This is a genomic window from Brevibacillus sp. NRRL NRS-603 (assembly GCF_003013445.1).
Lineage (GTDB): Bacteria > Bacillota > Bacilli > Brevibacillales > Brevibacillaceae > Brevibacillus > Brevibacillus formosus.
Genome location: NZ_PXZN01000012.1, coordinates 994,805 through 1,009,116 on the forward strand (window position 1 = coordinate 994,805; position 14,312 = coordinate 1,009,116).

The 14,312-nt window shown below is 46.7% G+C and carries 18 protein-coding genes; all 18 read right to left on the reverse strand.

Annotation, left to right across the window (positions count from 1 at the left end; translation table 11 throughout):
- Positions 1–11: 11 nt before the first annotated feature.
- A complete protein-coding gene (flhB, locus tag C7R94_RS11375; protein ID WP_047067895.1) occupies positions 12–1,109 on the reverse strand; it encodes a flagellar biosynthesis protein FlhB in 1,098 nt (365 codons plus the stop codon).
- Positions 1,106–1,888, reverse strand: a complete 783-nt coding sequence (gene fliR, locus C7R94_RS11380) for a flagellar biosynthetic protein FliR (RefSeq protein WP_106781030.1) — start codon at positions 1,886–1,888, stop codon at positions 1,106–1,108. Before fliR ends, flhB begins: the two co-directional genes overlap by 4 nt.
- Before the next feature lie 3 nt (positions 1,889–1,891).
- A complete protein-coding gene (gene fliQ, locus C7R94_RS11385) occupies positions 1,892–2,161 on the reverse strand; it encodes a flagellar biosynthesis protein FliQ (protein ID WP_007719290.1) in 270 nt (89 codons plus the stop codon).
- Positions 2,162–2,191: 30 nt separating this feature from the next.
- A complete protein-coding gene (gene fliP, locus C7R94_RS11390) occupies positions 2,192–2,953 on the reverse strand; it encodes a flagellar type III secretion system pore protein FliP (RefSeq protein ID WP_047067899.1) in 762 nt (253 codons plus the stop codon).
- Positions 2,950–3,630: a flagellar biosynthetic protein FliO gene (locus C7R94_RS11395; RefSeq protein WP_106781033.1), complete on the reverse strand. Its 681-nt coding sequence runs from the start codon at positions 3,628–3,630 to the stop codon at positions 2,950–2,952. The genes fliP and C7R94_RS11395 overlap by 4 nt, the downstream gene beginning before the upstream one ends.
- The gene (locus C7R94_RS11400) at positions 3,630–3,992 is read right to left on the reverse strand and encodes a response regulator (protein ID WP_007719294.1); all 363 of its coding nucleotides are present in this window, start codon (positions 3,990–3,992) and stop codon (positions 3,630–3,632) included. Before C7R94_RS11400 ends, C7R94_RS11395 begins: the two co-directional genes overlap by 1 nt.
- 35 nt (positions 3,993–4,027) lie before the next feature.
- Positions 4,028–5,395 (reverse strand): flagellar motor switch phosphatase FliY, encoded by a 1,368-nt coding sequence (gene fliY / locus C7R94_RS11405; protein ID WP_106781035.1) that lies wholly within the window; start codon positions 5,393–5,395, stop codon positions 4,028–4,030.
- The gene (gene fliM / locus C7R94_RS11410; RefSeq protein ID WP_016743325.1) at positions 5,388–6,383 is read right to left on the reverse strand and encodes a flagellar motor switch protein FliM; all 996 of its coding nucleotides are present in this window, start codon (positions 6,381–6,383) and stop codon (positions 5,388–5,390) included. Before fliM ends, fliY begins: the two co-directional genes overlap by 8 nt.
- 39 nt (positions 6,384–6,422) lie before the next feature.
- Entirely contained in the window at positions 6,423–6,878 is a 456-nt protein-coding gene (locus C7R94_RS11415) for a flagellar basal body-associated FliL family protein (protein WP_106781037.1), read from the reverse strand.
- Positions 6,879–6,893: 15 nt separating this feature from the next.
- On the reverse strand, positions 6,894–7,115 hold the full coding sequence (locus C7R94_RS11420; protein ID WP_106781039.1) for a flagellar FlbD family protein: 222 nt from the start codon (positions 7,113–7,115) through the stop codon (positions 6,894–6,896).
- Between the two features lie 70 nt (positions 7,116–7,185).
- On the reverse strand, positions 7,186–8,001 hold the full coding sequence (flgG, locus tag C7R94_RS11425) for a flagellar basal body rod protein FlgG (protein ID WP_106781042.1): 816 nt from the start codon (positions 7,999–8,001) through the stop codon (positions 7,186–7,188).
- Positions 8,002–8,102: 101 nt separating this feature from the next.
- The gene (locus tag C7R94_RS11430) at positions 8,103–8,492 is read right to left on the reverse strand and encodes a TIGR02530 family flagellar biosynthesis protein (protein WP_106781043.1); all 390 of its coding nucleotides are present in this window, start codon (positions 8,490–8,492) and stop codon (positions 8,103–8,105) included.
- A 24-nt stretch (positions 8,493–8,516) separates the two neighbouring features.
- Positions 8,517–9,740 (reverse strand): flagellar hook-length control protein FliK, encoded by a 1,224-nt coding sequence (locus tag C7R94_RS11435; protein ID WP_106781045.1) that lies wholly within the window; start codon positions 9,738–9,740, stop codon positions 8,517–8,519.
- Between the two features lie 63 nt (positions 9,741–9,803).
- Positions 9,804–10,712 carry a MotE family protein gene (locus C7R94_RS11440; protein WP_106781047.1) on the reverse strand — a complete coding sequence of 303 codons (909 nt, stop codon included), beginning with the start codon at positions 10,710–10,712 and terminating at the stop codon, positions 9,804–9,806.
- Between the two features lie 12 nt (positions 10,713–10,724).
- Positions 10,725–11,171: a flagellar export protein FliJ gene (gene fliJ / locus C7R94_RS11445; RefSeq protein WP_106781050.1), complete on the reverse strand. Its 447-nt coding sequence runs from the start codon at positions 11,169–11,171 to the stop codon at positions 10,725–10,727.
- 1 nt (position 11,172) lies between these two features.
- Positions 11,173–12,492 carry a flagellar protein export ATPase FliI gene (gene fliI, locus C7R94_RS11450; protein ID WP_106781052.1) on the reverse strand — a complete coding sequence of 440 codons (1,320 nt, stop codon included), beginning with the start codon at positions 12,490–12,492 and terminating at the stop codon, positions 11,173–11,175.
- Positions 12,489–13,307 carry a flagellar assembly protein FliH gene (fliH, locus tag C7R94_RS11455; RefSeq protein WP_106781054.1) on the reverse strand — a complete coding sequence of 273 codons (819 nt, stop codon included), beginning with the start codon at positions 13,305–13,307 and terminating at the stop codon, positions 12,489–12,491. Before fliH ends, fliI begins: the two co-directional genes overlap by 4 nt.
- Entirely contained in the window at positions 13,291–14,304 is a 1,014-nt protein-coding gene (gene fliG / locus C7R94_RS11460; RefSeq protein WP_007719331.1) for a flagellar motor switch protein FliG, read from the reverse strand. The genes fliH and fliG overlap by 17 nt, the downstream gene beginning before the upstream one ends.
- Between the last annotated feature and the right edge of the window lie 8 nt (positions 14,305–14,312).

Genomic DNA, 14,312 nt, shown 5'->3' on the forward strand with positions numbered 1-14,312 from the left:
CCTCCTTCCATTTATTTCACTTTCCCTTGCAGCTTGTAGACGTACGCGAGAACTTCCGCGACCGCTTTAAACATCTCTTCGGGAATTTGTTGCCCAACTTCAACTTGACTATAGAGAGCCCGGGCCAAGGGCTTGTTTTCCATGGTAACGATACGATGCTTTTTTGCTACTTCCCTTATTTTTAATGCTAGATAGTCTTGCCCTTTGGCGATTACCGTCGGTGCACTCATCGCACTTGCGTCATAGCGAACGGCAACGGCAAAGTGAGTCGGGTTCGTAATAATGACATCCGCTTTGGGAAGCTCCTGCATCATACGGCGAATGGCCATGCTTCTTTGCCGTTCACGAATCTTCCCTTTGATGAGCGGATCACCTTCCGCTTGTTTATGCTCGTCCTTTAGATCCTGTTTGGACATCCGCAGATTCTTTTCATGCTCATAACGCTGATAGGCGTAGTCCAGAATCGCGAGAATGAAAAGCAATAACCCGAGATAGATTCCCAGCTTTGTCACCTCTTCGGCAGTAAACGATAAGACTGCTCCGATAGACAATAAGGAAAGCTGTACAACTTGTTCCTTTGCATTCCACAAAATGACGTACGCGACGTATATGCCTGCGCTTATTTTTAATAAAGACTTCAGCAGCTCTACGAGCGAGCGTAAGGAAAAAATTCTTTTTGCCCCTTTAATCGGATCGATCTTTTCCAACTTCATTTGGAGGGGCTCTGTACTAATTAACCAGCCTACCTGCATGTAGTTCACCGCAAATGCGACAAGAAAACTTAAGCCTAGGATAGGTCCTACAATTTTTATCGCTTCAAATACGAGTTGCATCACAATGACTTTTAAATTTTCTTCATTTAATTGCCACGTGGTGTATGTAATCAATGACTCCCGCATCAAATCTTGAAAGGTGCCTAGCATGGTAGATCCAAGCATCATTAACAGAAAGAAAAATGCGGTCAAAGATAGGGCTGGGGAAAGATCCTGACTTTTCGCGACTTGCCCTTTTTTTCGTGCGTCTTGCTTTTTCTTGGGCGTAGCTTTTTCTGTCTTTTCCCCATTAAAAAATTGAAGATCTACTTGATAAGAAAGCCTCAATTGATTCATGGTGATCCTCCGAGCGATTTCATCATTTCTGCAAGTGCCCGGAACATGTTCCCAAACAATCCGTTCAGGGTCAGCAAGAACGCAGGCATTACCACGATAAGCAGTAAAAACCCGGCAAGCAGTTTAATGGGCAAACCCACTACAAAGATATTAAACTGCGGGACAGATTTGGCGATAATACCAAGAGAGAGATCAACCAGAAACAATGCAACGACAATCGGTGCCGCAATCATAAACGCACTCGTAAACATCGTTTGAAATGTTTTTACCGCTGTCATCATGACGTTTTCGCTTCCGAAAGCCGCCCACATGATGTCCACCGGTATAACCTGGTAACTGCTTATCACACCTCGTATCAGCATGTGATGCCCGTCAATACTGAAAAAGTACAGGACGGCGAGAATGTTTTTGAAGTTACCTGTCACCGGGATATATGCACCCGTTTTAGGATCAATCACGTTTGCCATTGCAAGACCCATCTGCATATCCATCAGTCCGCCAGCAACCTGAATGGCGATAAACATCATTTCACATATGTAACCAAGAATGACACCAACAAGCGCTTCTTTCATGACATACAGAATAAATGTCAGATCCATCGGAATCTCGCCTTGTACCGGTAAGGATTGGAAGCTGATGACGGCAATGATAAACGCGAGACCGATTTTAAACTGATTGGGTACCCCACGAATGGAAAAGAACGGAGCCGTTACAAAAAAGGCACTCATTCGGACAAAAACAAGCAAGAATACGGGCAGATACATCAGAAAAAGATTCATATGCTACCCAACAAAACGATGAAGGTTACCGAAGATCCCCATCGTAAAATCAAGCAGTACCCGAAGCATCCATGGACCAGCAGCCAAGATCACGACAAATACGGCCACGATCTTTGGAATGAATGCGAGTGTCTGCTCCTGAATTTGTGTCGTTGCCTGAAAGACACTGACCATCAAACCGACCAGCAAGGCGACCCCAAGTGCGGGTGCCGAAATCAGCAGGATGGTATAGACAGAGCTTTGGGCAATCTGCATCAGTAATTCTTGTGTCATGCTCTACCTCCTGAGGCATTCGGAATGTCGCTAAAAACTGGTCAAAAGTGATTTCACAATGAGATACCAGCCGTCCACCATGATGAACAATAAAATCTTAAACGGCAATGAAATCATAACCGGCGGTAACATCATCATCCCCATCCCCATCAAAATACTGGAGACGATCATATCAATTACGAGAAATGGAATGAATATCATAAAGCCGATCTGAAAAGCCGTCTTCAATTCACTAATGGCAAAAGCAGGTACCAGCGCATTCAACGGAATATCTTGGATCGATTTTGGTCGTTCGGCTTTTGTGTATTCCAGAAAAAGTGCTAAATCCTTTTCACGCGTCTGCTTTGCCATAAATTCCTTAAAGGGTATGACTGCCGCGTCTAATGCCTGCTGTTGCGTCAGCTTTCCTTGCATAAATGGCTGCACGGCTGTTTCGTTTACTTGTCCGAGTGTCGGAGCCATTATGAAAAATGTCATAAATAGCGCAAGGGCAATCAATACCTGGTTCGGTGGCATTTGCTGAGTTGCCAACGCATTTCGTACAAAAGACAAGACAATGACAATTCGCGCAAAACTGGTCATTAAAAGTAAAATCGCTGGAGCTACAGATAATACTGTCAAAATCAGTAACAGCTGAATGGCCGTCGATGTCTCCTGCGGTGTTCCTGTTCCGCCGCCTATCTTCAAATCAATGCTCGGAACAAGCGGTGTCCCCGCTGGCGCCGCCATGACCATATCAGGTACGGATAGCAACACTGCGACAAGCATCAGCACCTGCAAAAAATATTTCATTTTTGGTCCCCTCTGTCCTGAGCTTGCTCTGTCTTCCAATGTTCTGTTTGGTGTGGACGATTTTTCAAGTCGTTCCATTGACCCTGCAACAGATCTTGAAAGCTTTTGCCGTCCATATCAGAAGAAAACAAGATTTCTTCTTCAGCCTGCTTTTTCTTACCGAACGGGAGCCATTCGAGAGAGAATGGGCTTTTCATCGGTTTGATCTCTGCGTCAGCCAAGATCAAATCTACCTCTTCACCCGGTTCGATCCTACGAAGCAATTGAACGTTTTCTCCAACTCCCACGATGTACAACGACTCACCGATCATCACAACCTGTAGTGTTTTGCCATTGCCAAGCGCAGTAGCACTAATCACTTTAATCGGTCCATGACTCCCGGCCCCTTGACGTCGACCAAGAAAACGGAGCAATAAAAAGATCAATACTGCAATAAAGCCTAGCGAAAAGATGACTTGAACCAGATACCCGATCATACTTCCTGTTCCGCTGCCCGGAATGGCCGCCGGCTGTTCACTGCCGGCGGGCGCATTGCTAATTGGCACTTTTCCCTGGTTGTACGCATCCGCTACTGAACCTTCCGCAAAAACGGTACTCGGCAGGGAGGAGACGAAAAGCAACAGGATCAGACTGAAGGCTAAAATGAGTCTTGCCCCTGCATTCCGGATCATCATCATTAGCTCATTGTCTTTTTGATCGCTTCTAGAACACGATCTGCCTGGAATGGTTTTACGATGAAGTCTTTTGCGCCCGCCTGGATCGCATCGATTACCATCGCTTGTTGTCCCATCGCAGAGCACATGATCACGCGTGCGTTAGGATCCAACTTTTTAATTTCTTTCAATGCAGAAATTCCATCCATCTCTGGCATGGTAATATCCATGGTTACCAAATCAGGTCCCAATTCTTTGTACTTTTCAACTGCTTGTGCACCGTCACTTGCTTCCCCTACGACGCTGTACCCGTTTTTCGAAAGAATTTCCTTGATCATCATACGCATGAATGCTGCATCGTCGACGATTAAAACTTTGTTAGACATGAATAGCTCCTCCCTAAACTTCCCACTTGATTGGTTTATTGTAATTTTTGAACACGATCTATCTGACTGATGATGTCTGTAACACGAACCCCAAAGTTCTCATCAATGACGACAACCTCGCCCTTGGCTATTAGTTTGTTGTTCACCAAAATGTCTACATGCTCACCTGCCAGCTTGTCCAACTGTATAATCGATCCAGCGGACAAGTCAAGGATTTCTCTAATAAGCTTTTTCGTACGTCCTAACTCAACTGTTACTTGTAATGGAATATCGTGAAGCAAGTTCAAATTTTGTATGTCTCCTGTATACATAGGAGCACCTCCAAGCGGAGCAAATTGTGCTGGTACTACATTCGCCTGATTAGCGGCAGGACCTCCGAAATGCTGTGGTGTTGGCGGAACCATTGGAGGTTGCTGATACATACCTGGGTACGGAGCGTAGCCAGGTGGCATCATTGGTTGTCCATACGCGTCAGGATACATCGGCTGCTGTCCTGGGTAGCCCATTGGCTGTGCATAACCCGGCGGTTGCTGATACATCGGCTGCTGCTGTGGCTGTGGCGGCTGCGCTACAGGCGGTACATGGCTCTGTGGTTGCTCTTGTACGCTTGGTTGGGCAGAAGGAGCCGAGAGACTCATAGCAGGCAGAGAAGGCATCTCTATCTCATCTATGAGGGCCGCTGCTGCTGCTTCATCGCCTGCACCTCCAACCAGTCTATCAATCATTTTTTTCGCAAAGGAAAGCGGGAGAAGCTGCATAATATTTGAATCGATAAGTTCGCCTTGCTCTCCTACCTTTAAGCGGAAAGATACTTTCACCAGAGGACTGTCATCATCTGAGAAGCTATCTCCACCCTTTCCTTGCGCCAGATCCATTACGTCAATCCCTGGTGGGGTAATGTTAATGAACTGGTTGAAAATGGTCGACATGGACGTAGCAGCGGAACCCATCATCTGATTCATTGCTTCTTGAACCGCGCTGATATGAAGCTCAGACATTTCCGTGTTCGCTGGCCTACCGTCTCCGCCCATCATCAGATCCGCGATGACTGCAGCGTCTTCCATTCGAATGACTAGCAGGTTAATTCCCTTGAAACCATCTGTATATTCGACGTGGACAGCCACGTGAGGAATCGGAAATTCGCTTTCCAATTCATCGACATTGACTACGGAAACAGTAGGGGTTGTAATATCTACTTTTTGGCTTAACAAAGTAGATAACGCGGTAGCTGCGCTCCCAAAGGAGATATTACCAATTTCTCCGAGTGCATCCTGTTCAAACGGGGACAGAAAATCGGCAACATCCTGGGTCACTGCCGACACAGCTTCCTCTTCGTCCTCAACCAAGTTGTTCGCACGTAACAGCGCGTCAATCTCGTCTTGAGAAAGCATATCTCTACTCATTTTGTTCCTCCCCCTCCTCTATGACTTCATCAATCTGTACAGCAACTCTTCCTTTATGGGTTCCTGGCTGACCCAAGAACTTTAAGTGGTCGCCAACTTTAATCTTCAACTTGTTGTCGATCGATTGATCTAATTGAATGACATCGCCTTTTTGTAGCTGCAGGAAATCTCCTACTGTAATCGTAGCTGTTCCCATCTCAGCAACAATCGGCAATTTTGCCACTTTTACTCGCTCTTCTACACGCAGGCGCTCTTCTTCATCCCGCGTTTTCTTCTGTTTGGAGAACCAGTATTGTCCAGACAGCTTTGTCATGATTGGCTCCAGTACCACGTGAGGCAAACAGAGATTGATCATTCCTGTTGTATCGCCGATTTTGGTACTAAAGGAGATTACCACGACAATCTCATTAGGCGAGACGATCTGCATGAACTGTGGATTCATCTCCAAACCTTCCTGATACGGATCCAGCTCAATGATTTGCTTCCATGCCTCGTGGAAAGTATCCAGCGCCTTGCCGAATACACGTTCCATCACCGTTGTTTCAATTTCCGTAAGGGCGCCCATCTTTTCCGGAATCGCCCCCTGTCCTCCCAGAAGTCGATCCAACATGGTATAGGCGATGTTTGGATTTACTTCCAAAACCATTCGTCCTTCCAGCGGAGGCGCTTCAAAGATGTTCAAGATGGTCATCTTGGGAATAGAACGTATAAATTCGTCATACGGCAATTGATCGACGGAGGCAACCGTAATTTGCACGAAGGTACGGAGCTGAGCTGAAAAATACGTAGTCAACAGCCTCGCGTAGTTTTCATGGATTCGCGTTAAACCACGGATCTGATCTTTCGAGAATCGCAGGGCGCGTTTGAAATCATATACTTTGACTTTACGCTCAGTTTCTTCCTTTTTCAGCTCGTTGGCATCCATTTCGCCCGAAGATAGGGCGGCCAACAGCGCATCAATCTCACTCTGTGAGAGAACCTCGGCCATATGTCGTCACCTCCTTGCTATGTATACCATAATCGCTTCCTATGACAAGACGCGTTTGGTTGTCACTACTTGAACAATCTTACCTTCTTGCATCAGGGAGCTGATTTCATTCATGATTTTTGCTTCCAGCTTGTTCACACCTTCAGTTCCTTTTATGTCTTCTGGTGTCAACCCCGCCAATGTTTTAATAATTACCTGATTGACTTGCGGCAAACGCTGTTCCAACTCTGTTTTGGCAGCAGAACTGTCAGCCGTAATGCTAAAGCGTACAATCATATAATTATTCGTTAGCAAGTTCGTAGTAATTTCGCCGGTGTCAACGGAGAACTCTTTCATTTCCTCTGCCGTGAGCGGCTTCACTTCTTGCTCTTCCGTTACGCCTGTTTGCGCAGCCGGAGAGAGATATGTTTGCCAGAGAACAAACGAAATCACTCCCAGTAGCGATATCGCGATGATAATGATTAGAGCCATGTTAAACAATCGATTTTGAAACATCGCTAATGCCTCCCGCTATTCATTTGAATCACCCGGCAGTTTCGGTACAGATGTTGCCGGAGGAACATTATGATAAAAAGCCTGAACACGTTCAGCGATGGATTCCACCGAATCCTTCACGATGTACTTTCTGTCGTTGAACAGCGTAATTACGCTATCCGGAGTTCCTTCAACAGTTTCAATGTGAGTGATGTTCAGATAAAAAGTAGAGCCGTTAAACCTCGTTAACTTAATCATTGGCTGCTCCTTTCCGGATCAAGCTGGGGAAGGCTTAGAACACTTCCCCGGCTATTTCCGTTAAACGAAATTATCGTTTCAGGTTCACCAGTTCTTCCAATACTGTGTCAGATGTCGTGATGATCCGTGAGTTTGCTTGGAAACCGCGTTGTGTCACGATCATTTCTGTAAATTCTTCAGCAAGGTCAACGTTGGACATTTCCAGTTGGCCTGCGATGATGCTTACTCTTGCATCTCCTGGTGTGACTGGTGTATCAGGAGCGTTGTCTCTTGGACCAGCATTGACCGTATTTTCATAAAGGGAGTTTCCGACTTTCTTTAAGCCACCAGGGTTATTAAACGTCATGACCCCAACAGTAACATCTGAATTAAGTTGTCCTGCGTCATCTACTGTTGTAATTAGACCATCTTTGCCAATGGAGTAGGAGACAATTCCCGCAGCTTGATCAATTTGAATTGGCTGTCCACCTGAATCTAACAATTTATATCCTTGTGGATTAACCAAGAACCCCAAAGAGTCACGTGTAAAATTACCCGCACGTGTGTAGTAAATAGGTGAGTCATCACTTGCCCTCACCATAAAGAAGGCGTCTCCCTCAATCGAAAGATCTGTAGGCAAGTTTGTTGTCATTGGACTTCCTGCAGAGAACACGGTATCAATGGAAGCAATGGATGATCCAAGACCAATCTGGACTGGATTCGTACCACCCTTTGTATCTGTTGAAGCCCCTGCCCCTTGAACGTTTTGGCTCAAAATATCTTGGAACATCACGCGTCCCTTCTTGAAACCCACTGTGTTTACGTTCGCGATATTATTACCAATCACGTCCAGCTTCGTTTGAAAACCACGCAAGCCTGAAATACCTGAATACATAGATCGAAGCATATTTATTTCCTCCTTCACTTTCTCATTTACAATGGCTACCTCTGTCAGTCGGTAGCCGAATGGGCTTCCTCAAAAGGAGGTCCAGCCCAGTAAACAGCCACCTACACGAAAATGGCACTGTCAATGTTAGTAAAAACGTTGTCCTTCATGCTGCCATCGTCTACGGCGGTAATAATTTTCCGATTTACGATGCTCACGACGTAGGCCACATTATCCATCATAATGAGAGACTCTCTGGCGCCTTTGGCGGCTGCTTTTTGCACAGCGGATTCCAAACGCTCCATCTGTTGTCGCTCTAGCGTAATGCCCCGCTCCTGCAAGCGATTGACGGCATGCTGGCTAAAGCTAAGTGGCTCCGCCTTAGTTGCAGCGCCAATCGATTCCGTCAAATACTGCTGAAATATGTTTCCCGGAGCGGTTTGGGTAGTAGCTTTTGCGACGTGATTCGTTTTCGGAGGAAAATAGGGTTGCCCCACACGAAAATGGTTCATGGCGCTTCCTCCTTATATCCAATCCTAGACGATGTCGTCAATGCCGCGAGCCGTCTCCCGCAATCGATTCCATAGCACTTCTGTTGATTCATTGCTGTCTACCAGGGCATCGAGAGCAAATTCTTGCTCGTCTTTATCTTGCTGCTGTCGATTCTCTTGCTGTTGTCGTGCCTGTTCACGCTGCTGTTGGAAGTTAAAAGCGGTATCCTGCTGCTGGTTTACCTCCAAGCGATCAACCTGCAAGCCTTGTTGTGTCAACGCAGCTCGAAGCTGTGGAAGCTGATTGTCCAGCATATCCTTTCCAGCCTGTGTTTCAGCATGGAACTGTGCTGTAATCACACCATTTTGGGAAGTAATTGTTACATCTACTTGGCCCAAAGATTGTGGATTCAGAATCAGCCTTGCCTCATGTACGCCATTATGTTGCGTCAACTGCATCTTGGACACGAAAAGCTGTGTGACTTGCTGTGTCAGTTGATTGGCGTTCACATGATGTGTTGGAACAGACTGTTGCTGAAAGGTCTGTACAGATTGTGTCTGCGTATTAGATGAAGCAATAATCGGTGTCTGACCATTTCCATTCAGCACGCCCTCTTCTGCATTGCCCTCTTGATTCAAAAGGCTGCTTTGAAGGGTAGACTGTACTGTTTGAGCCTGAATCCCTGCCTCTTGCTTGTAAGCAGAGAGACCTTGATTCAAGCGCAGTGGAGAAATCGTTTTAAACGTGTCCTGTTGGGTTGTGTTCATGTTTGCCATCACATCGGATCGCAAGTTCAGTCCACTTCGTTTTGACTCCTCCGCATTTCCTTTTTGATTCTTCAGGGATTCGAGAAGAGCTGCCAGCTTGTCCAGTTCGTTTGGAGTTGCTTCCCCTTTTTTCAGGTTAGCTAGAATCTGCTTTAAATCCTCACTCACTTGACCAGCATTTCCTTGCGCTTTACCCAAGATCTGTTCAATTGCAGTTGCAAACTTTTCTTGGGTGTCAGGCGGTAATTCGTCTTGCGTAGCTTGACCAGAACCAAGCAGTTGGGCAAGTAATGCCATGAGATCAGCTAATGCTAGCATATCCTCTTCACTTAAACCTTCGGACGCAACCGCTGTCTCTTCTGCGTTCCCCACCTGATCCAACACCTGCATTAATTGCATGGAAAACATTTGACCTAAACCGGTTCCTCCCGCATTTGCTACAGGTGTAGCTGTAACAGATCCTGCAGATCCTACGGCAGGAGTCAAATTGGCCACATTCATCTCGTTCACCTCCTCCTTTTGATATTTGTTGCTTATAGGAACGAAAACAGTTGATTGCTCAATCTATTTTCGAAGCAACTCTGTCGTGATGCGAGCCGCCAAATTGTCTGGTTCTTTCTGTTTCTTGTCGTCATTGGCGATCGCAGAGAGAGTTTGTGCCCGTTTATCCACAGGCAAATCTTTCATTAAGGCAATAGCTTGACCCTTGTTTGTATCCATGAGTGAACGAATGATTGCAGCAGCATCCGCTGGCGGCAATTGAACAAATGTGTTCTTTATATCCTCGTTCGATCCAGAACCATCACGCGTCTCACTTAACGCCTTTGCCAGAACATCAACACGTTGTTGCAGAGCTGCAATGTCATCATCTTTGTTCACTACTGAATCTTTTAACAAGATGGAAATATCGGCAGCTTTCTTCGGTTCCATCTTGGCCAAAATGTCTGCCTGTTGTGCAGGCTTCATTTTAGTCATGACGGCAACCGACTCTTGCAGTTTTAGATTTTCAATGATGGCCGCCGCATTTTTTGGTGACATGGTTGTATACACTTTCGCCAAATCTGCAAACTGCTTCTGACGCTCTTCTTCAGTCGCACGCTTGTCTTCCATTGCCTTGTTTACATCATCGAGTTGCTTTTCCAGCGCCGCAATGGTGGCATCTTTCTTTGCTGACTCTTCTTTTAAAGAGGTGATCTGCTGCTGGTTTTTTGCTTGATCTTGCTGTAGGGTTGCCACTTGTTTGTCCATATCAGGTTGTTCTTCTGAGCCGGGAGTTGCTGCATATTCGTCCGGGACTAATTTTTCCACGTACGGTACGGAGTTAGCCCAGTGGAGAACAGTCCCTAACACGTTTACTCCGAGCAAGCTCAGGAGCACACCGCCAAGGAGGCTAGCAAACAGTGCAGGAATGACAATCATATAAAAGAACCATTCCCACCTGCCGTATTCCCGTTCTTCTTGGATTTCTTCCATTTGGAACCTCCCTCAGTAGCTTCGGCGAAGATAGAGCTGCGTACCGATCTCATCCAACTCTTTTTGCTCTCTTTGCTTCTGGTCGTCCAGAAATTGGTGGAGCGACTTTTCCCGAAGGCGTTGCCAGAGCTGGGACTCTTTCATACGTTCCGTCAATCGTGACTGACAGCGTTCCACATCCTGTTCACAACCATGCAAGGTACGCTGCTGATTCTGGATGGATCTCGCAACAGATTGCTGATATTGCGTAATGGAAATGAGCTGCGCAGCACTGCATGTCTGCATCTGTACTTCCTGGAGCTTCATCGTCATCTTGTCATGATGCTCGGTAAGTTGAGAAAGCTTCCACTCTTCTTCGTTTTTACGCTGGATCGACTTTCCGAAAGCCCACTCTGCTTGTTCTTTTTCTTTTTCCTTTAAATCAAGGACCTTTTGGAGATGAAACTGAAACACACGCACGCTAGTTCACTCCTCCGAAATGAGCTGTCAACGCTTGGATAGCGCCCTGCAAAGTAGAAGGTTCATGCGTTCCTTGTGCCGTAAAACCAGAAATGATATCTCGATAGCGAATGGCTGCATCGATTTCCCGATTGTTTCCCGGCTTGTACGCCCCAATATTGATGAGGTCCTCCGCTTCACGAAACGTAGCCAAATGTTTTTTCAGCTGACGAGCAGCATCCAAATGGTTACTATCGACGATTTCATTCATGACACGACTTACACTCGCCATCACATCAATAGCGGGAAAGTGACCTTTGTGAGCAATTTTCCGGTCAAGAACGATGTGTCCGTCCAATATCCCCCGCGCCGCATCCGCAATCGGATCGTTCATGTCGTCAGAGTCAACCAACACGGTATAAAAGGCCGTAATACTGCCCTTATCCGCTGTTCCTGCACGCTCCATCAGCTTTGGCAGCATCGCAAACACCGATGGCGTATAACCACGCGTAGCCGGAGGTTCCCCGATTGCCAAGCCCACCTCACGTTGTGCCATGGCAAAGCGCGTGACCGAATCCATCATGAGCATGACATTCATTCCACGATCGCGGAAATATTCCGCTATGGAAGTCGCAATCATCGCTCCCTTGATTCGAATCATGGCAGGTTGATCGGAAGTAGCTACGACAACAACAGACCGCTTTAGTCCTTCTTCCCCAAGATCGCGCTCGATAAACTCCATGACTTCACGGCCGCGTTCTCCAATGAGACCAATCACATTGATATCTGCCGTAGTATTTCGGGCGATCATTCCCATCAATGTACTTTTTCCTACCCCTGACCCAGCGAAGATGCCGACCCGCTGACCTTTCCCGATGGTGAGGAGACCGTCTATCGCTCTCACACCTACACTCAACGGTTCTTGAATGCGCGGTCGAAGGATCGGATTGGGCGGCATATTGTTGGTAGGATAGGACGTCAGCCCAAAAGGCAGTGACCCTTGATAGGGGCGCCCCAGTCCATCGAGGATCGAACCCAATATTTCAGGTCCAACTTTTACATCTAAAGAACGTCCTGTCGCGACCACATCACAACCTGGACCAATTTCGGTCAATTCACCTAATGGCATTAGCAGCACTTTGTTTTCGCGAAAGCCGACCACTTCTGCGATGATCGGTTCCTTTGTGTTAGCCGGATATAGGTGGCATATCTCGCCTAATCTCACTTCTGGCCCCTGCGACTCAATAGTGAGTCCAACAACCTGTGTCACTTTGCCATTCACACGCATCGGATCTAATCCATGCAACATGTGCTTGTACTTCGAGAGATCTAGGATGCTCATGGAGCCTCACTTCCTCTGGCAATCGTAAGCAGTGCCTGCTTAATCTCCTCCATTTGTGTATCGATGCGGGCATCGACACTTCCCAAAGCAGTACGGATGACGCATCCACCATCTTGTACTGTATAGTCAGGGTAAATGGAGAGCTCCGCTTGTCCATCTAACAATTCCAGAAAACCAGCACGATGCTCGAGCACATAATCAAAGTACTTATGGTTTACGCACACCGTAATCTCGCCATGAACGCGGGAGCGGCGGAGTGCTTTTTTGGTCATTTCCAGGACCTGCTCGGGATGCTGTTGCAATTCCTGTCCAATGATTTTTTTAGCAATTTCTATGCTGAGTTCCACTAGGAAAGGCTCCGCCTCAGCGATAATTTGTTTTTTCTCGGCAAACGCCTGTTCCAAAATGGTTTTTGCTTGGTCGAGTGAAGCTGTTTGCTCCTCGTATGCCTCACGTTTACCCGCTTCGAAACCTGCCTCTTGCCCTTCCGTCATAGCCTGCTCTTGCACTTGCTGAAACAATTGAGCAGCTTCCTGACGTTTTTGTTCCCACCATTCTTCCATCTGAGCAAGTGTCTCTTGTCTTACTAGCTCTGCTTGCTCCGCAGCTTGCTGCAAGATGTTTTGCGCGGTTTCTTCTGCATCTGAGATGATCGTTTTCGCCTCGATCTCAGCTTGATTAAAAATTTCTTGATTTTCTTGCAACCTTTCGGCAACTTCTTCCGTCTTAAGTGGTACAGGCGTTACCGAGAGGAGAAAAGATTCCTCAGAAGGCCTATAATTGGCGCTTTTGATGATCCTAGACAATGATATCATCTCCTCCACCGCGGGCGATGATGATCTCACCAGCCTCCTCTAAGCGACGGATAATTGCAACGATACGAGATTGTGCCTCTTCGACGTCGCGAAGGCGAACCGGGCCCATAAACTCCATTTCTTCTTTGAACGTATCCGCCATCCGCTTGGACATGTTTCGGAAAATAACTTCCCGAACTTCTTCGCTAGATACTTTGAGCGAAAGTTGCAGATCTGCATTTTCCACATCGCGGATAACGCGCTGAATCGAACGGTTGTCGAGTGTAGCAATATCTTCGAAGACGAACATACGCTTCTTGATTTCTTCTGCCAGCTCTGGATCTTGAATTTCGAGGGAATCCAGAATCGTGCGTTCGGTTCCACGATCGACACCGTTGAGTACAGCCACGATCGCTTCGATCCCGCCTGCCTGCGTGTAATCTTGGGTAACAGTGGCGGAAAGCTTTTGCTCCAATACCTGTTCAACTTGAGCGATTACTTCTGGGGAAGTACTGTCCATCGTCGCAATACGTTTCGCAACCTCTGCTTGACGTTCTTGCGGAAGAGCCGACAGGATCATGGCTGCTTGTTGAGCCTCCAGATAAGAAAGCACCAAGGCTATCGTCTGAGGATGCTCATTTTGGATAAAGTTTAGGATTTGACCTGGGTCAGCTTTTCTAGCAAAGTCAAATGGTCGAACTTGAAGGTTCGCCGTCAAGCGATTAATAATATCCATTGCTTTGGTTTCACCCAAAGCTTTTTGCAAGATTTCTTTGGCATACGTAATCCCACCTTGTGCAATTACCTCTTTGGCAACCGCTATCTGGTGAAATTCAGATAAAATTTTATCTTTTTCATCCGTATCCACTTTTCGCACATTGGCGATTTCTAATGTCAGTTGCTCGATCTCATCCTCACGCAAATGTTTGAACACTTGGGCAGAAACTTCTGGCCCGAGTGAGATGAGGAGGATAGCTGCTTTTTGTCGTCCTGACAACTCTTTAGCGCCGCGAGCCATACCATTCA